At 62.7% G+C, this 18,242-nt stretch carries 28 protein-coding genes and 3 pseudogenes; 21 read left to right on the top strand and 10 right to left on the bottom strand.

The window, feature by feature from the left end:
* The first annotated feature begins 579 nt into the window (after positions 1-579).
* The 6 genes from E2C06_RS30515 (at position 580) to E2C06_RS30540 (ending at position 4,931) form a co-directional block, all read left to right on the top strand.
* A complete protein-coding gene (locus E2C06_RS30515; protein WP_133292355.1) occupies positions 580-834 on the top strand; it encodes a hypothetical protein in 255 nt (84 codons plus the stop codon).
* Between the two features lie 289 nt (positions 835-1,123).
* A complete protein-coding gene (locus E2C06_RS30520) occupies positions 1,124-1,531 on the top strand; it encodes a hypothetical protein (protein ID WP_133292356.1) in 408 nt (135 codons plus the stop codon).
* A gap of 2 nt (positions 1,532-1,533) precedes the next feature.
* The gene (locus E2C06_RS30525; protein WP_206664763.1) at positions 1,534-2,850 is read left to right on the top strand and encodes a terminase large subunit domain-containing protein; all 1,317 of its coding nucleotides are present in this window, start codon (positions 1,534-1,536) and stop codon (positions 2,848-2,850) included.
* Between the two features lie 16 nt (positions 2,851-2,866).
* Positions 2,867-4,216, top strand: coding sequence for a phage portal protein (locus tag E2C06_RS30530; RefSeq protein ID WP_133292358.1), 1,350 nt, complete (start codon positions 2,867-2,869; stop codon positions 4,214-4,216).
* A gap of 2 nt (positions 4,217-4,218) precedes the next feature.
* Positions 4,219-4,506, top strand: a complete 288-nt coding sequence (locus E2C06_RS30535) for a hypothetical protein (protein WP_133292359.1) — start codon at positions 4,219-4,221, stop codon at positions 4,504-4,506.
* 89 nt (positions 4,507-4,595) lie between these two features.
* Positions 4,596-4,931: a hypothetical protein gene (locus E2C06_RS30540; RefSeq protein WP_133292360.1), complete on the top strand. Its 336-nt coding sequence runs from the start codon at positions 4,596-4,598 to the stop codon at positions 4,929-4,931.
* 837 nt (positions 4,932-5,768) lie between these two features.
* On the opposite strand, the gene E2C06_RS38045 is transcribed toward E2C06_RS30540, so the two are convergent.
* Entirely contained in the window at positions 5,769-5,945 is a 177-nt protein-coding gene (locus E2C06_RS38045; protein ID WP_165982769.1) for a hypothetical protein, read from the bottom strand.
* A 246-nt stretch (positions 5,946-6,191) separates the two neighbouring features.
* Between E2C06_RS38045 and E2C06_RS40470 the strand changes: the two genes are divergently transcribed.
* From E2C06_RS40470 to E2C06_RS30555, 6 genes and pseudogenes are all read left to right on the top strand, one after another.
* Complete coding sequence (locus E2C06_RS40470; RefSeq protein ID WP_277751900.1) at positions 6,192-6,317, top strand: hypothetical protein; 126 nt, start codon at positions 6,192-6,194, stop codon at positions 6,315-6,317.
* 12 nt (positions 6,318-6,329) lie between these two features.
* A pseudogene (locus tag E2C06_RS40655) lies at positions 6,330-6,473 on the top strand (tyrosine-type recombinase/integrase); the annotation flags it as partial.
* An 87-nt stretch (positions 6,474-6,560) separates the two neighbouring features.
* Positions 6,561-7,034 (top strand): annotated as a pseudogene (locus E2C06_RS30545) (tyrosine-type recombinase/integrase); the annotation flags it as partial.
* 1,864 nt (positions 7,035-8,898) lie between these two features.
* On the top strand, positions 8,899-9,030 hold the full coding sequence (locus E2C06_RS40475) for a hypothetical protein (RefSeq protein WP_277751901.1): 132 nt from the start codon (positions 8,899-8,901) through the stop codon (positions 9,028-9,030).
* Positions 9,031-9,829: 799 nt separating this feature from the next.
* Positions 9,830-10,021: a hypothetical protein gene (locus tag E2C06_RS30550; protein ID WP_133292361.1), complete on the top strand. Its 192-nt coding sequence runs from the start codon at positions 9,830-9,832 to the stop codon at positions 10,019-10,021.
* A gap of 174 nt (positions 10,022-10,195) precedes the next feature.
* Positions 10,196-10,600 carry a response regulator gene (locus E2C06_RS30555; protein ID WP_133292362.1) on the top strand — a complete coding sequence of 135 codons (405 nt, stop codon included), beginning with the start codon at positions 10,196-10,198 and terminating at the stop codon, positions 10,598-10,600.
* A 235-nt stretch (positions 10,601-10,835) separates the two neighbouring features.
* Here E2C06_RS30555 and E2C06_RS30560 read toward each other — a convergent pair whose 3' ends face one another.
* The 6 genes from E2C06_RS30560 to E2C06_RS30585 are packed head-to-tail and all read right to left on the bottom strand — an operon-like array spanning position 10,836 to position 12,740.
* A complete protein-coding gene (locus tag E2C06_RS30560) occupies positions 10,836-11,114 on the bottom strand; it encodes a hypothetical protein (protein WP_133292363.1) in 279 nt (92 codons plus the stop codon).
* Positions 11,115-11,140: 26 nt separating this feature from the next.
* A complete protein-coding gene (locus tag E2C06_RS30565; protein WP_133292364.1) occupies positions 11,141-11,389 on the bottom strand; it encodes a hypothetical protein in 249 nt (82 codons plus the stop codon).
* A gap of 38 nt (positions 11,390-11,427) precedes the next feature.
* Entirely contained in the window at positions 11,428-11,832 is a 405-nt protein-coding gene (locus E2C06_RS30570; RefSeq protein ID WP_133292365.1) for a response regulator, read from the bottom strand.
* Positions 11,833-11,877: 45 nt separating this feature from the next.
* Entirely contained in the window at positions 11,878-12,141 is a 264-nt protein-coding gene (locus E2C06_RS30575; RefSeq protein ID WP_133292366.1) for a hypothetical protein, read from the bottom strand.
* A 48-nt stretch (positions 12,142-12,189) separates the two neighbouring features.
* On the bottom strand, positions 12,190-12,471 hold the full coding sequence (locus E2C06_RS30580; protein ID WP_133292367.1) for a hypothetical protein: 282 nt from the start codon (positions 12,469-12,471) through the stop codon (positions 12,190-12,192).
* A 20-nt stretch (positions 12,472-12,491) separates the two neighbouring features.
* Positions 12,492-12,740 carry a helix-turn-helix transcriptional regulator gene (locus E2C06_RS30585; RefSeq protein ID WP_133292368.1) on the bottom strand — a complete coding sequence of 83 codons (249 nt, stop codon included), beginning with the start codon at positions 12,738-12,740 and terminating at the stop codon, positions 12,492-12,494.
* 192 nt (positions 12,741-12,932) lie between these two features.
* On the opposite strand from E2C06_RS30585, the gene E2C06_RS30590 reads away from it, so the two are divergent.
* From E2C06_RS30590 to E2C06_RS30630, 9 genes are all read left to right on the top strand, one after another.
* A complete protein-coding gene (locus tag E2C06_RS30590) occupies positions 12,933-13,250 on the top strand; it encodes a hypothetical protein (RefSeq protein ID WP_133292369.1) in 318 nt (105 codons plus the stop codon).
* Between the two features lie 11 nt (positions 13,251-13,261).
* A complete protein-coding gene (locus E2C06_RS30595; RefSeq protein WP_133292370.1) occupies positions 13,262-13,474 on the top strand; it encodes a hypothetical protein in 213 nt (70 codons plus the stop codon).
* The gene (locus E2C06_RS30600) at positions 13,471-13,683 is read left to right on the top strand and encodes a hypothetical protein (RefSeq protein WP_133292371.1); all 213 of its coding nucleotides are present in this window, start codon (positions 13,471-13,473) and stop codon (positions 13,681-13,683) included. Before E2C06_RS30595 ends, E2C06_RS30600 begins: the two co-directional genes overlap by 4 nt.
* The gene (locus tag E2C06_RS30605) at positions 13,680-13,976 is read left to right on the top strand and encodes a hypothetical protein (protein WP_133292372.1); all 297 of its coding nucleotides are present in this window, start codon (positions 13,680-13,682) and stop codon (positions 13,974-13,976) included. The genes E2C06_RS30600 and E2C06_RS30605 overlap by 4 nt, the downstream gene beginning before the upstream one ends.
* Positions 13,973-14,338 (top strand): hypothetical protein, encoded by a 366-nt coding sequence (locus E2C06_RS30610; protein WP_133292373.1) that lies wholly within the window; start codon positions 13,973-13,975, stop codon positions 14,336-14,338. The genes E2C06_RS30605 and E2C06_RS30610 overlap by 4 nt, the downstream gene beginning before the upstream one ends.
* Before the next feature lie 263 nt (positions 14,339-14,601).
* A complete protein-coding gene (locus E2C06_RS30615) occupies positions 14,602-14,796 on the top strand; it encodes a hypothetical protein (RefSeq protein WP_133292374.1) in 195 nt (64 codons plus the stop codon).
* Complete coding sequence (locus tag E2C06_RS30620; protein WP_133292375.1) at positions 14,793-15,587, top strand: hypothetical protein; 795 nt, start codon at positions 14,793-14,795, stop codon at positions 15,585-15,587. The genes E2C06_RS30615 and E2C06_RS30620 overlap by 4 nt, the downstream gene beginning before the upstream one ends.
* A complete protein-coding gene (locus E2C06_RS30625; RefSeq protein WP_133292376.1) occupies positions 15,584-15,772 on the top strand; it encodes a hypothetical protein in 189 nt (62 codons plus the stop codon). Before E2C06_RS30620 ends, E2C06_RS30625 begins: the two co-directional genes overlap by 4 nt.
* A 1-nt stretch (position 15,773) precedes the next feature.
* Positions 15,774-16,316: a hypothetical protein gene (locus E2C06_RS30630; RefSeq protein ID WP_133292377.1), complete on the top strand. Its 543-nt coding sequence runs from the start codon at positions 15,774-15,776 to the stop codon at positions 16,314-16,316.
* Between the two features lie 94 nt (positions 16,317-16,410).
* Here the strand turns inward: E2C06_RS30630 and E2C06_RS30635 are convergent, their stop codons facing one another.
* The 3 genes and pseudogenes from E2C06_RS30635 to E2C06_RS30640 form a co-directional block, all read right to left on the bottom strand.
* Positions 16,411-17,679, bottom strand: a complete 1,269-nt coding sequence (locus tag E2C06_RS30635) for a pentapeptide repeat-containing protein (protein ID WP_456305197.1) — start codon at positions 17,677-17,679, stop codon at positions 16,411-16,413.
* Positions 17,656-17,742, bottom strand: a pseudogene (locus E2C06_RS41235) (pentapeptide repeat-containing protein); the annotation flags it as partial. The pseudogene E2C06_RS41235 and the gene E2C06_RS30635, both read right to left, overlap by 24 nt.
* Before the next feature lie 27 nt (positions 17,743-17,769).
* On the bottom strand, positions 17,770-18,242 hold a 473-nt coding region (locus E2C06_RS30640; protein WP_133292379.1), incomplete at its 5' end, for an IS5 family transposase.

Genomic DNA, 18,242 nt, shown 5'->3' on the forward strand with positions numbered 1-18,242 from the left:
CCGACGTTCCTCTTGCGCCGCCGCCGGCAGCTTGCGCATGTCCACATGCTTCATGCCCCCAACCTGGACGGATCCTACTCGCCTTCAAGACCGCCCAGGCCGGATCAATAATCACTATAGGGAAAACCCGCACTACCCCCCTGGTTGGAACTGTTTCCGCCGGATCCGCTTCCGCCCCAGAGGGGTGACGCGTGGACCCATGGCCACCGTCTGGGTCAGGGAGGGCGAGGAAGTCGCTGCCCGGGCCCGGTTGAAGGCAGCCCTGGGCGGCCTGTCGGCCTGGGTGCCGGACGACCCGCCACCGCCACCGCCATCGGATGCGCCCCGGCCCGCCACCCCGGCCCCTGTGACCGCCGTGGCCGCTCAGATGCTGCCGCCGATAGTGCAAGTCGCGCACGCGACCGCAGGCCCGATCCTCCGTCCGGCCGGCGCGCATCTGGGAGCGCTTTCCTCTCGGCTGACCACACCACCGCCCTACCGACCGGTCGGACCTGAAGACACGTCAGCAGCACCGATCCGTGGATCCCCGCCTGGAGGAAGACGCCTACCTGAACGCCCGGCAAGGAGGACCGAAGAGTGATGACCGACCACCCCGAAAGCTTCAGCCTGGCCGACCTGGAGGGAATGACGCGGATCGAGCGCTTGATCGACCTGCGCGACGAACTCTGGGCCGTCAGGGCGCCACCGGCGCCGCACCGGCTCATCCCGAACAAGGTCGAGGAGATGCAAGCCCAAGCCTGGCGGGCGGTCATTGATGCTGCCCGCGACCTAGTCGAGTGGGCCGACGGCGCCTGTCTCGGCGGCGATCCCCCGCTTGACCGTGTCGTCCACTGAGGGAGGCTAGGATGCGCAAGAGCCGACCTTTTTACCCGCCGAAACGCGCTCCCCGTGCTCAGGTGCTTCGCCTGGACAGCGCGTCACTTCGGGCGCGGGCCGAGCGCGAGTTCGCTGCGCTGTTCTTGCCGCCGCCGGTGGCCGCCGAGGCCGTGCAGGTGCTACCGGCGCCAACACAGTCAGCGACAGCCGTCACCGAGACGCCTGCGATGAATCTGGCGTGACAGGAGCTTGAAAAGCGTTGGGGCTGACGCGGAGCAGCGCCAAGTCCAGGGCGATACCTTTAACCATGAAGGCGCAACAACGCATGCCCCGCCGCGCTCACCGGGCGACAGACGAGATCAAACGGCAGGTCGAGGGACTGGCCAGCAAGGGCGTCCCTCAGCAAAGCATCGGTGCCCTTGTTGGCGTGTCAGTGCCCGTTCTGCACCGCGAGTACCGTGTGGAACTCGACCGCGGTATGGCCCGTGCTAATGCCGTCGTCATGGGACATCTATTCGCGCACACGAAGACCAATGCGTCTGCCGCGATATTTTGGGCGAAGTGCCGGTGTGACTTCCGCGAGGTCGCGCAGGTCGAGGTGAGCGGCCCTCAGGGTGGCCCGGTCCAGATTGACGTGGTCAGCGCAGTCGGCGCGCTCATGGCGAAACTGGCGGCGGACAAGGCCATGACGGCGATAGAGGGCACGGCTGAGTGACAGTGGGGCTCGACCTGGCCGCGCTTCTGACCGCCCTCCCGACCGACAAGGCGGCCGCGGTCGCGGCGCGTGCGAAGTGGCTGGAGCAAGCGCGACCGAAGCAAATCCCGCCGCCGGGAGATTGGTTCGTGTTTCTGGCGATGGCGGGCCGTGGCTTCGGCAAATCGCTGCTCGGCGCACAGGAAGCCTGGTGGACGGCCGCGTGGAATGATGGTGCCCGTGTCGCTGTGGTGGCGCCGACTGCCGGCGACCTGCGCCGCATATGTTTCGAGAGCGAAAGCGGCATCCTCCGGGCAGTGCCAGCCGAGTGCCTCGAAGGCGGCAACCCCACAACCGCCTATAATCGTTCGCTGTTCGAGCTTCGCTTCGCCAACGGGTCGGTCATCCAGGGCTACTCTGCAGCAGAGCCAGACCGATTACGGGGACCGAATCATTCATGGGTGTGGTGTGACGAGATCGCGGCTTGGGACCGGGCAGTGGAAGCCTGGAACATGCTCACCATGACCCTGCGCATCGGCTCCAAGCCGCAGGTGGTCGCTACCACGACGCCTCGCCCTGTGCCCCTAGTGCGCGACTTGGTGGCCCGTGCAGGCCGGGACGTACACTTGGTGAGGGGTAGCACCCGCGAGAATGCAGCGAACCTCGCGCCGGCCTTCCTGGAGCAGCTTGAGGCGCGGTTTGCCGGCACCCGCATCGGACGGCAGGAACTCGAGGCGGAGATCCTGACCGATCTGGCCGGTGCTCTGTGGTCGCGCGCCATGATCGAAGCCAGCCGCATCGCTGAGGCTCCGGCGTCCCTGCAGCGCATCGTGGTTGCGGTGGACCCATCAGGTGCGTCCGATGAGGAAGACGAGAACGCAGACGAGATCGGCATTGTGGTGGCCGGCATTGACCGGGAAGGCGTCGGTTACATTCTTGAGGACGGCTCTTTGAAAGCGTCGCCCGAAGCCTGGGGCGTGCAGACTGTCGCTCTGTTCGACAAGTGGTCCGCTGACCGCGTCGTCGTTGAGCGGAACTACGGAGGCGCGATGGCGGAGGCCGTAATCCGTGCGTCGCGCAAGGGCGTGCCGGTAACGATGGTTACAGCGAGCCGCGGCAAGATAGTTCGGGCCGAGCCGATCGCCGCGCTGTTCGAGAAGGGACGCGTGCGCCTGGTGGGCAGCTTCCCACGCCTCGAAGATCAACTCGCTGGCTTCACCCGTAGCGGCTTCAAAGGTTCTGGGTCACCCGACCGTGCCGATGCTGCGGTGTGGGGATTATCCGACTTGATGCTGTCCGACACACCCGTTTTCGACACCTCCTACAGTTGGGTCGGTTGACCCCGGGACGCACGCTATGAACGCCATTCCCCCTTATTCTGGGGCTATCTCGGATTCTCTGCGCAGCCTCGTCGGCGAAATGGGCGGCATCGGCTCGAGCCGCGATAAGAGTTCGCAATCTGGCTACACTTGGTCTCGGGTCTCCTCGACCGAGATCCGCGCGATGGTGGAATCGTCATGGATCGCAGCCAGGGCAATCGAGCAGCCAGCCGCCGACATGACGTCTCGCTGGAGAACCTGGCAGGGCCGCAGCAGCGACGTGGCGTTGATCGAGGCTGAGGAGCAGCGACTGGATCTGCAGGCCAAGGTAGCGAAGGCCCTGGTGTTGAGCGCCCGCGACGGCGGTTCGCTGGTAGTAATCGGTGTCAACAGCGAAGACCCCCGCCTGCCGCTCGATCCGGCCACTGTCGGCCGCGGCGGGTTGCTATGGGTCCAAGTTCTGAGCCGCGATCAGGTGAGCCTCGGGCCGCTGATCACCGACCCCGCGTCGCGCTGGTACGGCCAGCCCGCTGAATTCCGGTTGTCCCTCGCCGACGGCACCTATGTCAGCGTGCATCCGTCGCGGACGGCGCTGTTTACGCCGTCGCCGGCCCTGGACAACCATCTTACCAGCGAGCCTTGGAGCGTGTCTCCGCTGCAGCGTGCCTACCGACCCATCCTCGACCTCGAGCAAACGCTGCGTGCAATCCAGCATCTACTATTCGAGTCCAAGCAGGACATCGTGCAGGTCGAAGGGCTCAACCAGGGCGTTTTGAATCCTTCGTACAGAAGCGCCATCATCAGCCGGTTCGCCCTTGCTAACACAATGAAAGGCTTATTTTCGACCGTACTTCTGGATAAAAATGAGGAAATCACTACGAAACAGCTTAATCTTGGCGCGGGGCTACCCGAACTGGTTGACCGTTTGATGATCGGTGTGTGCGGGGCACTGGATATCCCGTCAAGCCGGCTCTTCGGACGATCCAGCGCCAGCGGGTTGCAGGCGAGCACTGCTGGAGAAAGTGACGACGAGCGCTACTTCTCCTCGCTCGCGTCGAAGCAGCGGAACATCGTCGGACCGGCGCTTCGGGTGTTGGATGAGTGCCTGCTGCGGTCAGCGCTTGGCAGGAAGCCCCGTGGAAACGTGGTTTTTTATGAATGGGCGCCATTGTGGTCGGAGCGAGCTGAGACGTTGGCCGAGGTGCGCCTGAAGCACAGCCAGGCAGTGAAGAACCTCGCCGACGCCGGATTGGTAGATCGTGGCGCGCTCGGTAAGGCGGTTGTCTCCCAGTCTGAGGATGACGGATGGCTGCCGGCGCTTGGCCAGCATGTCGTCGCTACAGCCAAACGCACGCAACCCAGCATGCCGGTTGAAGAGGAGGAGTAGCGTTGCAGGATCTGACGACAGACCCGCTGACCGGCCTGCTTGAGGCGAGAATGGACGAGGCGTTGGCCAACGGCGCGGACATGCGCGAACTCGCCGCGATCGCCATCGACACCATCCTCGGCGAGGCGACCCAGTTGCTCGAGCAGCACGCGGCCGCGCTGACCGTTGGTATGGGGCGGCTTCAGCCGCACGGGTTCGCCTACCTGCACGAGCGGGCCATGCGGGACGGTGTGCTCGACGCAGCCGAGCGCGTGCTGTCGATGCAGTTTAGCGGCCAGTTTCGACGATAGCATGGCGCTAGCTGGCGAACTGCGAACCAGTCTCGACGGGGCACGGGCGGTGATCTAATCACGAGAGAACCGACGTATTAGGTGCTCCGATGGAGACGGAATTAGCAAAATCGCTGTCACAGCAGAACGATAAGATTGATGCGTTGCGAGGAGAGATCCATGCCATCAAAGGTGCTTTTGCAGTCCTGATCGCGCACGTTGCTCTTCTTACACGTGCGCCGCATGCCAAGCGCGAGGAAATCCTACGCAACCTTGAAGCAATGCTACCCAGCGCGCTGGCACAAATTGAGCACGATGCTTCACCAGCGTCGGCAGCCGGCTTCGAGCGGTCAATCGAGACTCTAGCACATATGGCGCGGAACGCCGTCCGCTTCGATCCCGTGACGCCTGGCGCGGCAAGCACTCCCACAGCGCGGGATAGCTGACCGACGCCGGACACGTCCATATTCTTGCCAGCATGCTTGTCTAAATCATGTTATTCCGGCGCGCGGCTGCAAACGAACCAGCCCGGTGACGTTGTGCCATTTCGTACTCACGAAAGCGGCACAACATGGCATCCGACATTCAAACTGGTGCAAGTCTGGGTTGTCGCGTTAAGGCGTCTGGGGAACATTTGACTGCTGGTGAGATCAAAGAGATCGCGCGCGCTGCAGGTATGACAACTGCTTCCGTCATCGCGCGCATCAAGCGCGGCGAAACTGGCGAGTACCTACGGCGGCCGAGGGAACCTCAAGGTCGTCACAGTAGCGCCCATCGTGCGCACCCTAAGTCCCTGATCAGGGAGAGTACCCAACGCGAACCTGTTGCGCGGCCCCAGCAACGGCTAACGCCTGCAATTGAGCAAGAGGCGAAGGCCCTCGGCATTCCTCTGCAGACTCTCGAGGCGCGGGCCGCGGCTGGTTGGCCAGCGGATCGGCTCCTGGATTCGGTAAAGCGTTGGCGTCGCCCAAGGCGGTTTGCCTCGGCTTTGCTGGCTGTTCGGTTTGGTGGTTAGTCGAAATCTAACGCTTGTTCGTGCCTTGGCGGGCCTTTGTCTGGCGAACGTGCCTGCGCCAACCCTTCGACTTCCGCGCCGGAGATGAGACCTGCGACGCTGCCGCCTCAGGCGTAAGGCGCTCGAGCGCTTGGCGTGCGGCGCGGGCCACCCGAGCAACAGGTTTGTTCACCAAGTCAGAGAGAGCCATGCGTCCTCGCCTTGCTGGAGGGGGCTCTAGCCGCCCCAGTGGCAGACAACGCAGAGCGGTCCGAGCGGTGGCGGCAAATCAGTCCCGTCGGCTGCTGTACATCGTGAACATCGCCTCGTTTATTCGCTCTAGTGTCTGCTTGAGATCTGAGGGCGGCGCCGGCTGCCGTAGCACCGACTTCGGGTGCAGCCTCTGCAGCGCGAGTTCGGTGAAGAGTTCGGCGAAGGCGGCCTGCTGCTCGGCTAGGTCGGACATTCGGAGCGTTCCCGGAATTGAAGCGGCCCGCCTCCGTGGGGGCGGAAGCGGGCCTGGTAGCCAACGCAGCATCATTCGGGGGGGTAGATGATGCGCCTTCCCATCAATGTGGCAGTTTTGCCGCAGGTTCACAACACGTTCCGACATCGGCAGGGTAAACGGGAGCGTGAGCCCCCTGCCCTCAATGCCGCTTGCGAATGCAAGAGAAGAACTTATCTCGCATTAGACGCGCGACAGAGATCGAGCATGTCAGCAACCGATGCGGTGGCAGTCGAGGCGGTCGAAGCCGTCGCGGTTCCGATAGCGCAGGCCGACACCGACGAGACGATGATCGGGCTTTGGCTGAACGGTCGCTCGCGCCACACCGTCTGAGCCTATGAGGCGGACGTCCGCGTCTTCCTGGCCCATGTCGGCAAGCCGCTCCGCTCCGTCACCATCGGCGACGTGCAGGCCTACGGCGCTAGCCTCGCCGAACTCTCATCCGCCAGCCAGTCTCGCCGCCTGTCCTCGGTGAAGTCGCTGCTCGCCTTCGCGCATCGCGTCGGTTACGTGGTCTTCGATGTCGGCGCGCCGGTGAAGCTGCCGCCGGTCAAGGCGACACTCGGCGAACGCATTATGGACGAAGCTGCTGTGCACCGGATGCTCGCCCTCGAGCAGGATCCCCGGAACCACTGCCTGCTCCGGCTTCTCTACCTTGGTGGCCTACGCATCAGCGAGATATGCGGCCTCACTTGGCGAGACCTGGTCGCCCGTGATGACGCCGGACAGGTCACCGTGTTCAGCAAGGGTGGCAAGACGCGCGTCGTGCTCCTGCAGCCTAGCATCTGGCGCGAACTGACGAACCTGCGCTTGGTGGCCGCGGGCGACGAGCCGGTCTTCCGTTCCCGCAAGGGCGGCGCCCTGGACGTCTCGCAGGTGCACCGCATCGTCAAGGCAGCAGCAGCCCGTGCTGGCTTGCCGCCGGAGGTCTCGGCGCACTGGCTGCGGCATGCCCATGCGAGCCATGCGCTTGATCGGGGCGCGCCGATATCGCTGGTGAAGACGACGCTCGGGCATGCCAGCGTGGCCACCACCGACCGGTATCTGCACGCGCGGCCTAACGACAGCAGCGCACGGTACCTCGCCGGTTAATCCCCACGCCATCAGCGGCGCTCGGCCTCAAAATCCATTAATCTGTATAGGTGCATGTTTTAAGCCCACCGTTGATAGGTGCTGCTGCATGTCGCCTCCGCGCCCTCCTGCGTTCTTCGGCTATGTTAAAGTCGAACTCCTTGCCCGCTACCCTCACCGTTGGGGTTGGCGGGTGTTCAAGGACGAAGGTGATTTCGCTGTATTTTCGTCCGATCCGTTGTTCTGCTCTGCGGAAGCCGCATGGCGTGACGGTCGCCAGGTTCTGGCGATGCTGGAGCGAGGCGAGACCGTGGAAGGGCTCCGGACCATGATGCAGATCAGATAATCCACTCCGTGCCGGCGGACGGTCTTTCACTGGCCGTCCAGCGCGTACTCAACGCTGTGTCGGTCACCGGCACTCTTGATGGCCGATGGCATAGCCGTCGCGTTTGGGCTGCCCAACGTCGAGATGTGGCGTAGCTTCACGATCGGCCGACCGCGTCGATGCCGAGCGCTTCGAAACCCCTCGAACTGAAACCGAAAGACCCAACCGTCTCCCTCAGCGTAGGAGGCGTGCTGGCAAGCGTCAGCTACGTCCAGGCAGGCAAGGTACCCGCCGGCGCCGCTCTGCAGGATCAGAACAAACCCCTTCTGGTTCTCCATGTCGATGACCCCGCTTCGTGGCCACGGAACACGCCGCAGTTAACCATTGATTGTTATAAGTCTGATTTTGACCGTCGCTCAAGGCTGAATTTTCTATCATTATGGGTGAAATCATGTTAGGGTTGCTCGCCATTGGCTAAAATCGGGAATGCCCGATTCCCCTTCCCACCCACTTGAGCAGCTTGCCGCCTAAGGCCCTTGGGATGGTCCCTCCTACCGATACCGGGGCGCTGAAATTCACTGCTGCCCAGGCGGCCATGTTTGCGGCTTGGTGATGCGCGACCACCCCATGAACGGCGTGACCTTCGGCGTCGTGGGCACGATCACACCGCTTGTGGACATCTGGCTCGACGAGGGACGCCTGCCCCGCCACATCCGCCATAAGCGAGCGCCGCAGCTCGCCTATCGAGTTAGAATATCCACTTCAGGACGGCGAAGATTGCTAGCCACGACGCCAGACACATCGCTGTAACCATCGGTATGCAGACAGAGAGGGGGAAGCGTCCCTCGTCATTGCCATGAGTTTTGGATGTTGGATTGCGTTTTAACTGAAGGGGTTTCGTCGCCATCAATGTGGCGTAGCCGGCCATCATTGCCATAGCGTTAGCGTCCAAAGTGACTGATCCCACGCGCCGCCCGAGGTGATCGCCCCTCGCCGGGCCGTGCATATCTGAGGCGGAGTACCCGCGCCATTTTCGTCTGGCGGGGCGGGCTGGGAACGGAGTTCCGCTTCTGCTCCTAGCGGCAGTCGCCCGGCTGCCTCCCCCGCATCCCACTCTTTTAGCCAGGCAGCCCAGCCCGCATTGAGGCCCCTGACGCACGTAGCCAAAGTCGCAACAAAACCACCACCCAGACGTTCTCCCATCACCGATGGGGAAAGTTATGCAGACAGACTTGATGCACGAAGCCCGAATAGCCGGGGTGGCTGATCATATCTACATCGCTCGGATCTTGCTGTGGGGCGGGTTGGCTATAGCCCTGCTCAGTGCCGTGGCCTGGCATCCCTGGCTGATGGATACAGGCCTGCTCTTCGCCGGTCTCGGCGTGTGGATCATATGGCGAGTGCTCAAGTTACTGCCGCCAACATCGTCGCTTTGAGCCCGGCCGGCGTCGCATCGGGGTTGGCACAAATCAGGCTGAACTGCATTCTCTGTCATGGAGGCCCAATTTTGGAGGCACCATGAGCGGTGAACGCTTGGCCTGGTTCGCGATTAACCTCGATGAGGTGTTCAACGTCAGCCTGCTGCTAGGCAGTTTCCTGCCGCTGCTGATCGCCGCCGCCATTGTCCAGCGCAAGCGCCGCTCCAGGTGATCTCCCCTCCCTTAGCCGTGCCTATCTGACCTTGGTTCGTGTCGGCATCTTTGTTGGGCGGGGCGAGCTAGGATCAACGGCGATCTCGTCTCCATCCTAGTGGCAGATGCAGGCTGCCTGCCCCGCACCAAACCTCAACGTCCGGACTACGCGGCCCACACCGCGAGCACCGGAGCCGCCGCACAAGTCGCCACAGCGTCCCGTGTTGCCGCTTTAGCTACCTGGTCGCCTCTTTAGTGGAAGATCTGCCAAAGCGCGTACAGGACGAAGGCTGCCCATCCGCAGATTAGTAGCCAGTCCCAAAGCTGACCGAAGTGAGCGCGCATTACAGTCGCCCTGCCGGTAGATCAGTGCCCGCCAGTGGCAGGCGATGGAAATCCACTATGGCACGCAAGTCACGATCCGTCGGCACAGAACCGTACAGCAAAGTGTCAAGGCACCAGGATTTGCCCGCACGCCGCGTACCAAGCGTTCAAGTTCCAGCCAATCCATGAAATCCATTAGCAACCGACTTCGACAACCGGGTCACGTGCGCCGCACCGCGAGCACCGCAGACGCTGGACAAGCCGCCACAGGCGCTCGTGCCCGCCCATCCTGGCCTGCAAGGCGATCAGGCCGATGATGCCGCTGGCCTGATGTCCGCACCGGCAGCGGACGTGCAGCCTCTCGTGCTGGCGATACCAGATCGGATCGGCCGGCTTCGGGCTGCCGTCGAGGTGCCGCGACATGCGTGAACAAATGTAGAACTTAGCCGTTGGTTTCGGCTATGGATTCAGGATGGCTGGATGGGCGATTCCTGATGAGCACCGACCTCGACAAGCTGGTCGTAAAGGCCGAGGCCGACCGCCTCAACGGGATCTACGTCCGTATCCTGGTGCTGGCGCAGGCCCAGCGCATCGACTTCATCCAGGCAGGCCGTGAGGCGGTCGCCAAAGGGCTGGTCAGCGCGGCGGACTGGCTGATGGTGCGCGAGGCTGTGGATGGGTGTTGAGGTCCGATCCAGGCCGTCAGCCTGAGCGACGCGGTAACAGCACGAGTATCAGCGATAATAGGCATCTCAGCCACACAACCATTGCGGGTAAAATGCCCGTGCTGGTTGATTTTAAGGCCTTACATATTCCGAGAGACAATATCACCCTTTAACCAGCAGTGAAGCGAGGTCGACATGTGCGTGCTGCTGGTTGAGGACGAAGCTGCAATTCGCCTGACCCTAGTCGATTTCCTGGAAGATGTCGGATTGCGTGTTCTAGAGGCTGGGGATGCATCTACCGCACTCTCCATCCTGAACAGTCCACCTGAGATCATCACAGTATTAGTTACTGATTTAAAGCTCGGCCACGGCGATAACGGGTTAATGCTGGCTGCCAAAGCTCGTCGGAAGATGCCGCATTTACGTGTTGTGTATGAGACTGGAAGCCCTGAGTTGCTGCGAAATCGCTTGATGAGACCTTGGGAGCGAGTATTCATCAAGCCCTTTGATGCGAGCCGATTGGCTTCGGAAGTGCTGTCCCTTGACCGGGCATTAAACGGCTTCGGGCTAACTATAGCGTCCGATCCCGGTCTGCTTTGAAGGATTGCCGTTAACATCCTTGCAAATAGCCGGACACCGGTCTGTGTTGGCTATGGGTGCTTCACCAGGCGCCTAGCGGCAATGCTCCGCCCTACGCGGATCCGGCCGCGGCGACCACGATGGCAATGCCCAGGGCGGCGAGGATCACGCCCAGCGCCCACCGCGTGCGGGTGTCCATCATGGGCATTCCAGTTTCAGCCTTGGCCACGCCGCGACCGCTTCCCTCCGCGGGCATCTAAACCGGTATCCCCTCGCGGTAACGGTTTACGGCATCAGCAAGCTCCTCGTTGTCCATCAGCACAGTGCCGTCGGTCGCGGTGATAAGAACCGGAATTCGCGTGTCGCTTGCGACGAACGCATAAGCCTCTTGCACCGCCGCTTCGACGCTTTCGTGCACGCTGGTCAGTACACTGAGCATGTACCAAAAATGCAGGACCGCGGGCGTGGGTGATGTTACCGGCCGCATAGAACGGGCGATGGCTTCGAAATCATTGGCGAGGAAGTCAGCCGGCATAGGTCGTCTCCTTCCCTTCCGGAAAACTACACAGTCAGCCCCAGCCGTGCCGCAGCCGCCTGGAGCCGCTCAACATCGCCTTCGCGCCATTGCCGCCGGGTTAACAGCTTGGTCGCCTCCTCCGCCGGCATCCCGAGCGCCTCGCCAATCGCGGCGGGCGTGGTGATGTCTCGATCTTCCAGCGCGCGGCCGATCGCCATGCGCAGGCGAATGGTGACGAGGCGGTCTTCGCGGCGTTGGCGCTGCTCGGAAGGGGTGAGCTTTGGTGTCGTCACTCGAAATCACTCCATGACGGCACCGGTAGCGTGGAGCGTCACCTCCCGCCAATTAAGGCCCCAACGACGCCGGCCAGCGTGTTGCCGTCGAATGGCTTTTCCAGTGTCGGTGCGGTCGTGTGTAGGCCCCGATTGTGATCCTCGGGGTAGCCCGTGGCGAAAATGAATGGCACGCCCAGATAGGCTAGGCGGTCAGCGACCGGTAGGACCATCTCGCCATCGAGACCTATGTCGAGCACTGCGGCGTTCAGCCCGCTATCGGCCGCTTCTTTCGCGAGTAATCCTAACGCTTCCTCCACGGAGCAGGCAGGACCAACGACTTCAGCCCCTGCGTTAATAAGCCCATCCTCCATCAGCATGCAGATTAGCGCGTCGTCCTCGACGACCAGGACCCGCCTACCTTGCAGCATGCGTCGATGGTCATGAGAGTGTCCGATGTGCATCGTCTGCCCTCCTGAGCCTTGTTGGCGATCTGAGTGGGGCGCAGGCTAGCGCTTCTCCGTATTCAGCCACGGGCGCACTGCCACTGCCTCGAGCATCGCCACGTCGCCTTCACGCCATTGATGCCGGCTCAGCAAGCTCTGCGCTTCCGGAGCCGGCATCCCGAGCGCTTCACCAATCCCGGCTGAGGTGGTGATCCCACGGCCGTCCAGATTCCTGCGGATCGCAAACCGCAGGCGGATCGCCGCGGTGCGCTCGTCTCGCCTGCGCCGCTGTTCGGCAGGGGAGAGCTTCGGCTTATCCTGTGTCATCGATTACCTTCGACAAGATGTCGTTGTGCCTCGCCGACCAGGTGCGGGTCACTGGCATTCATACCTGCGCTGCACAGCCCAGTCATTATCCATGTACCGGTCGGGGTTCATGACGAATGCGCCCTTGCAGTATGCCGCCGCTTCGCGTGCCAGCGTCTGCATGATGGCGGGTTTAATCGCCATCTGATCCGTCACGAAATGAGACGGGATAGCGCCTTGTAGTTCTACCCAGCCGGGGCCGGTTTGCAGCGTGACGACATGAACTCGAAGGTCGCCCACGTCACTTGTTCGGTGCGTGGGATTGCAGGCCGCCATCGAGAGGGCCGCCAACACACAAACGCACCGCGCGCTCACTGGCTGGTTCCTGTCTCGCCTAGCTTCTTAGGCCGCACGCCGCCGTCCGGTAAGAAGACCGCTCCCGCGTCCTCCAGCGCCCGCCGCAGCGCCGCCAGATTGGCACGGGTCATGGTCGGCTCGCCGTCCACTTTCTCCGCGCGAATGATGGTTGCCACGCTCACGCCTGAGGCGGTGGCGAGGTCCTGAAGGGTTAGACGCAGGAGTGCCCGCGCCGCTCTGATCTGATTTCCCATGACAGTCATATTATCAAATGCAAATTAAACTTGCATACCTGTTTGCACATGATAGCTTACTTGTCACCGAGGGGCCACCCCCGAGGCGGGCCGAACGAGGTGCTGGAAACACCCCGCTCGACCCTAACCACTCACCGGAAGGGCTTCCGGATCATGGCTTTCATCTGTGTAGACCGACCCGCCCTTAGCCGTCTCGCCACCATGAAGGGCGTTTCGGTCCTCGACCGCCCCTTACCCGGCGACCAGGCGTTCGTTGCGATGATCATGGCGGGCGTCCGCTGCCTCGACATCCGCGCCGAGGGCGACACCTTCCGCGCCGACCTTCATGTCCGCGACGGTGAATGGCTGCCGCTGGCCGATGGCGTGACAGAGGACGTTGCCTTCGCTGCGGTCCTCGCCTTCGTGTCGCTGGTCGCCAGCGTGCCGCAGCACTATGCGCCGGAGCATGACGCAGCCGAGCGCGCCGCCGCGGCGGAGGTGTTCGCCGCCTTCGCCTCCCCTTTCTCGATCGCGGCGTGAGGGGGCGGGAAATGACCTCGATCCCTGACGACGTGCTGCTGCGCGACCCTCGCCCGGCCGCTGAACTTCGCCGCGCTCTGCTGGCGCCGACGATCTGCCGCATTGCCTTCCTACGCAAATTGGGAAGGTTCACCCGCATGGCGGATGCTCTCCAGGCGATCGAGGCCGACCAGGCGCGGCGGGCCCATACGGCTGACGCCGCGGTGCTGGAGCAGGCCATATGAGCGTCGCTCATGACGTCGACGTCCTCGCGCTCGAACTGGTCGAAGCTGCCGATCGGCCGGCGCGGGTGCTGGCCATTGCTGCCCGGCTTGCGGTGCTGGCGCGCCATCTGCACCAGCAGAAGGACATGGCTGTGCCTCCGCATCTGCGAGTGTCCGGTCCTTTGCCAGCCGACGTGACGCGGCTTTGTGGATGGAGGGCGCGGCCATGAACGCCCCCTCCCCCTGGGTAATCGTAGACCGTGGTGGCTTTGAGACCGTCTGCACCGGTCGCGCCGAATGGCTATCGGAGTGGCGACACCGCATCCGCGCGATCGAGGCTGCGGACCGTCCTGTTGAGCTTCGGCGCGCGGGAAGCGAACGGATGTTGGGCGCGAACGCCGATGCGTTCCAGACGCTCGTAAAGCACGGCGCCTTAGATGCGGTGCTGGACACGACGCAGATGATTGCGGCCAGCGATGGCCGGCTCTCTCGGTTAGAACTTCAAGCGGGGAAAGCTGCATGAGCAATGGTATCAGCGCGATGGCGCGTGAGTATCTTGAACTTTGGGTCGCCTACGAGGCGACATGCGTCCAAGAAGACCTGGAGACTGAGTTTCGGTTGGGCACGAAGGCCGCAGCTGAAACCCGGAAGCAGGGAGATCGCATGCATCACCTGGAGCGGGAGGTCTGCAAGGCCGTAGCCAACACTCCGGTCGAGCTTCGGGCAAAGGCGGCGGTCGTGCTGGTACACGAGATCAACCGCTCGGACGACATCGACCTAGTCGCCAGCATCACATGCGATCTGCTCGGAGTGCGCAGTGTCGCTGATCTGGGGGATGATGTGTCGGCGGTCGCTATGGAGATACTGCGACGGGGTCTGGTTTGAAATAGACGGGGCCGCAGGCTGTTTGCGCCTGCGGCCCCGCCGTCTCTTCCCCATTTGCCTAGGCTGGAGATGGACCCAAGCGCCAGCATAACGATTTAACGGCCTGTCAGTTGCGTATTTCATTCAGGTAAAACCGGTGCATATCGCTTTACGCCACGTTAAATTCGGCCACCTTACTTGTGGACCGGATTTTTTGTGTTTATGGGCTTGAACACAAATGCTGTCATGCCGTTATACTATGGGTGTCAGAACGAGGCTTTCACATGGCCGTCGCTTCCTCTCATGCGGAGGAATTCATTTCCACCGGTGTTCGGCTTCCTGCCGAAGCACTGGCTTTGCTGCGCCGCGCGGCTGTGGAGCGGGCGGAGCGTGAAGGCGGGCGAGTATCCGTCTCTGCGGTGGTGGCTGACCTTGTCCGCGACCATGCGGGTGCACTGGCCGGAAAGGCTCGGTCGTGAGCGCCGCCCTTCCCGACTTCGGCGAGCTGCGCGATCCGGCTGCCCTCGCTGAAGCCCGCCGCGTGCTGGAGCAGGCTGAGCGCCGGGTTGAGGCAAATGCAGCCGCTGACCGAATGCGCGCAGAAGCCGAAGCGAAGCGGACGGCTGAGGCGGAGTTCCATGCCGAAATTGCTTCAGTGCGCGGGCCGATGGATGCGGTAGACGCCGCCCAGGCATCGCTGGACGAACTGCAAGGCCGGCGCGCCAGAATTGTCTCTCAAGCCGACACCGCCTCAGCTGCCTATGCCCACGCGCGTGGCGTCTTGCCTGCGCTGGTGGCTCGTGCTGGCGCCGGTGAGGCCGTCACCGCGGCCGAGGTCAACCGCACTTATGAGGACGTGGCCAGTGCCGAACGCTACCGGAATTTTCTGACCGAGGCCGTCGCGCACCTCGCCCCGCTGATCGCCAGCGCCGAATCCGCGCTGAAGATTGCCATTGCCGAAGCCCATGTGGGCGTCCGCACCAAGGGCATCGAGCTACGCCTCCAAGCTGCGCAAGAGTGCGAGGCGGCGGTTAAGGTCCGGCCTGGCCAGCATACTCGGCCGGAAGATCGCATCGGGCTGCTTCCGGGAACCACGCTGGACGCGAAATGTGTGGAAGCAGCGCGTCGGACGTTTGACCGCGCCAATGCAATGCTTCGGTATGCTGCGGCTAAAGGTGTGCCGATGCCGCGCGATGGCATCACGATGACATGGCCCTCGCAGTTGCTTCTTGAGCGCGCCTACTGGTCGCAGGTGAGACTGCCGAAATGAGCAGCGCCATCGACAAATTGGTCAACGATGCCGCCTGCCTGCGGATCGAGGTCGCGCAACTGCGCGGCGAGGTGACGGCGCTGCGCCACGTGGTCGCCGACCAAACGGGCGAACTGCTCGCGTTGCGGCTCATGTTGACCACTTGGCCCGTCCAAGCGCCTGCTTCGCAGCAGGTCGTGCGCTGAGATGACCTCTTCCCTTCGCCTTGGCGACGAAGAGTTCTGGCTGGATGCCGCCGATGCGGCCGAGGTCAAGCGGCTCTGCGCTTTCGACCGGCAGGCGGGTCTAGCCCTAGCGCGGCGCACAGCACACCGGGCCAGCATCACTGTGCCGATGATGATGGACGCGGCGCCTCCAGCGCCCGCGCAGCCGCTGCGCAACGCAGCCCCCTCCCCTCCCCCAGTAGTGCAAGGACCGATTTCCATGTCCACTAAGCCCACCCATACCAAGACGGCCGTCGGTGACGAGACGCTGTACGCCGATGCCCGCGTCGTCGCTGAACTGGAGCGGCTCCGCGGTGAGAACGCGGCGCTCAAGGCCATGCGGGATGGCGCCATTCAGCCGCCGGCAGCGCAGCCTGTGGTGGACGCGCTGACCTCGTCGCGCCTTGCGTACCGTGACGCGCTGCGGGCGGATGAGGCTCGCCGCAATGACCCGAGCACGCCGTATGGCGCGTATCGGGAGTATCTCCAGAATGCTCACCTCCGACGCGACGGCAACCGTGGCTGAGGATCAGCCCGACTTGGCGGCGGAGGTCGAACGATTGTAGGCCTTCGCGCAAGAGTTGTAGATCAAGGTGATACGGCTGACTGCCGCGCGTTTTCTACATCGCTCTTTTCAAGGCGTCAGTCGCAAGGGCTACGCCTATCTTCTCTGCGATTCCAAGCGCCCACTTACCCGCGTTTTTGAGCCGATGCAGGACGGCTTGGCCGTCACCGTTCGCAGCCGCCTCCTCTGCGTCAGCCACGGCGCCAATTGCCTTGTCTTGGTCGAGTGTGCCGGTGGCATCGCCTTTCATAGCCTCGCGTAGCCGGCCGAGTTCTTCCGCGAGCTTCACTAAATCAGTGTTGCCCGGAACTTGCTGAAATTTGTTGCCCTGCGCTTTCGCATGAGGACCAATTGCTCCGACTTGCCCAAAATTAGTGATGATGTCTCCGCTCATTGTAGGACCCTCCACGATCATTGGTGCGGCAATGTGGCCAATGTTAAATTCCTGCTTTGGAATTGCTTTTGCCAGCAATAGCGGCAAGACATCCCCAACCACAGCCTGATATTTTGCCTGAATTGTCAATCGCAGGCTCTGCTCGCATTGCAGGCGGCGCTGAATTGCGAGAAGACCGCCGCGCAGTGTTTCGACTTCCGCTGCAAAAACATCAGTTTCACGGCTCTTGAGGTCCTCGACAGTGATCGTGACCGATGCTCCGCCAACATCGTTCTGCATAGATTGAATCCGGAGCACAGTGTCAGGGTATTCTTCCTGCATCCGCTCTACGACGAGCGGCAGCGTGAGAAGATCTGCCGGTGAAATACCGCCGGGATAGCGGAGCATGATGCGAACCTTCTCGGCAAAGATGCGCTCAAACTCGCCTTCTCCGTATAAAGTCGGCTCCTCCCCGCTTTTCCCCCAAATGGCTGAGTGACAGATAACGCCCTTAATCGACCAGCCACTACGCTGCGTTTCCCAAAGCTTCGCGCCGGATAGGTTGGCGCGGTCGAAGCGGGCGTCAATGAGATTTGCTAGTCTGAGGTCTGCTTCGGCGAGGTTCGCCTCTCGAAGGTCCGCCGCCCCGAGGTCGGCATCGCGAAGACCTGTCCGACGGAGATCCGTCTCGCGGAGGTCTGCTTCGCGGAGATTGGCCCCGTTGAGGTCAGCCTCGACAAGGTCTGCACTGCGGAGAATTGCCTCGCCCAGGTCTGCCTCGCCAAAGTCTGCTCCGTCGAGATTTGCCCCACTAAAGTCCGCCCTGACGAGATACGCTCCGTTGAGATCCGCGTCTTTAAGGTCCGCCTTGCTAAGATTCGCCTCGCCGAGGTCGGCTTCACGTAGGTTCGCCTCACGGAGGTCTGCCTCGCGAAGGTCCGCTCCACGCAGTTTCGCCTTATGGAGATTCACTCGACGGAGATTGACCCCGTGCAGCTTCGTTCGAGCAAGGTCTGCGCCACTGAAAGGCTGTTTTGAAAGCTACGGGGCAGGAAGTCGCTTGCGGTTCGGGTGAGCGAGACGGTGGAGCATGAGACGGATCATGGCGAGGGTGACCATCGCCTCGGCGACCTCGGGCCGTTGCTCGTAATCCTTCGACAGGCGCCGCCATCGGCCGAGCCAGCCGATGGTTCGTTCGACCACCCACCTGCGTGGCAGCAGGACGAAGCCCTTGGGGCCTGCGACGCGGCGGACGACAATCAACGTCAGGCCGAGCAGAAAGCAGGCGAGCAGGACGGCGAGGCGGTCATAGATGCTGTCAGCGAACACGGCCCGGAGCCAGTTGTAGAGAGGCTTGATACGTCGGAGCAGTTCGCCCGCGCTGTCCGCATCCTGGATGGACGCGGCATGCACGAGCACGCCGAGCAACAGCCCTTGCGTGTCGACCGCGAAGTGCCGCTTGCGCCCTTTGACCTTCTTGGCTGCGTCATAGCCGCGAGGCCCGCCGCTCTCCG

It is taken from the genome of Dankookia rubra (assembly GCF_004355005.1).
Lineage (GTDB): Bacteria > Pseudomonadota > Alphaproteobacteria > Acetobacterales > Acetobacteraceae > Paracraurococcus > Paracraurococcus ruber_A.

Bases quoted from the DNA above. Each gene is read 5' to 3' on its own strand.
- E2C06_RS30585 (WP_133292368.1), bottom strand. From the start codon at position 12,740: ATGACTGTCATGGGAAATCAGATCAGAGCGGCGCGGGCACTCCTGCGT.
- E2C06_RS30605 (WP_133292372.1), top strand. From the start codon at position 13,680: ATGAACGCCCCCTCCCCCTGGGTAATCGTAGACCGTGGTGGCTTTGAG.
- E2C06_RS30590 (WP_133292369.1), top strand. From the start codon at position 12,933: ATGAAGGGCGTTTCGGTCCTCGACCGCCCCTTACCCGGCGACCAGGCG.
- E2C06_RS30630 (WP_133292377.1), top strand. From the start codon at position 15,774: ATGACCTCTTCCCTTCGCCTTGGCGACGAAGAGTTCTGGCTGGATGCC.
- E2C06_RS38045 (WP_165982769.1), bottom strand. From the start codon at position 5,945: ATGTCCGACCTAGCCGAGCAGCAGGCCGCCTTCGCCGAACTCTTCACC.
- E2C06_RS30610 (WP_133292373.1), top strand. From the start codon at position 13,973: ATGAGCAATGGTATCAGCGCGATGGCGCGTGAGTATCTTGAACTTTGG.
- E2C06_RS40475 (WP_277751901.1), top strand. From the start codon at position 8,899: ATGAGCGGTGAACGCTTGGCCTGGTTCGCGATTAACCTCGATGAGGTG.
- E2C06_RS30595 (WP_133292370.1), top strand. From the start codon at position 13,262: ATGACCTCGATCCCTGACGACGTGCTGCTGCGCGACCCTCGCCCGGCC.
- E2C06_RS30600 (WP_133292371.1), top strand. From the start codon at position 13,471: ATGAGCGTCGCTCATGACGTCGACGTCCTCGCGCTCGAACTGGTCGAA.
- E2C06_RS30615 (WP_133292374.1), top strand. From the start codon at position 14,602: ATGGCCGTCGCTTCCTCTCATGCGGAGGAATTCATTTCCACCGGTGTT.
- E2C06_RS30555 (WP_133292362.1), top strand. From the start codon at position 10,196: ATGTGCGTGCTGCTGGTTGAGGACGAAGCTGCAATTCGCCTGACCCTA.
- E2C06_RS30515 (WP_133292355.1), top strand. From the start codon at position 580: ATGACCGACCACCCCGAAAGCTTCAGCCTGGCCGACCTGGAGGGAATG.
- E2C06_RS30560 (WP_133292363.1), bottom strand. From the start codon at position 11,114: ATGCCGGCTGACTTCCTCGCCAATGATTTCGAAGCCATCGCCCGTTCT.
- E2C06_RS30550 (WP_133292361.1), top strand. From the start codon at position 9,830: ATGAGCACCGACCTCGACAAGCTGGTCGTAAAGGCCGAGGCCGACCGC.
- E2C06_RS30570 (WP_133292365.1), bottom strand. From the start codon at position 11,832: ATGCACATCGGACACTCTCATGACCATCGACGCATGCTGCAAGGTAGG.
- E2C06_RS30575 (WP_133292366.1), bottom strand. From the start codon at position 12,141: ATGACACAGGATAAGCCGAAGCTCTCCCCTGCCGAACAGCGGCGCAGG.
- E2C06_RS30520 (WP_133292356.1), top strand. From the start codon at position 1,124: ATGAAGGCGCAACAACGCATGCCCCGCCGCGCTCACCGGGCGACAGAC.
- E2C06_RS30625 (WP_133292376.1), top strand. From the start codon at position 15,584: ATGAGCAGCGCCATCGACAAATTGGTCAACGATGCCGCCTGCCTGCGG.
- E2C06_RS30530 (WP_133292358.1), top strand. From the start codon at position 2,867: ATGAACGCCATTCCCCCTTATTCTGGGGCTATCTCGGATTCTCTGCGC.
- E2C06_RS30540 (WP_133292360.1), top strand. From the start codon at position 4,596: ATGGAGACGGAATTAGCAAAATCGCTGTCACAGCAGAACGATAAGATT.
- E2C06_RS40470 (WP_277751900.1), top strand. From the start codon at position 6,192: ATGTCAGCAACCGATGCGGTGGCAGTCGAGGCGGTCGAAGCCGTCGCG.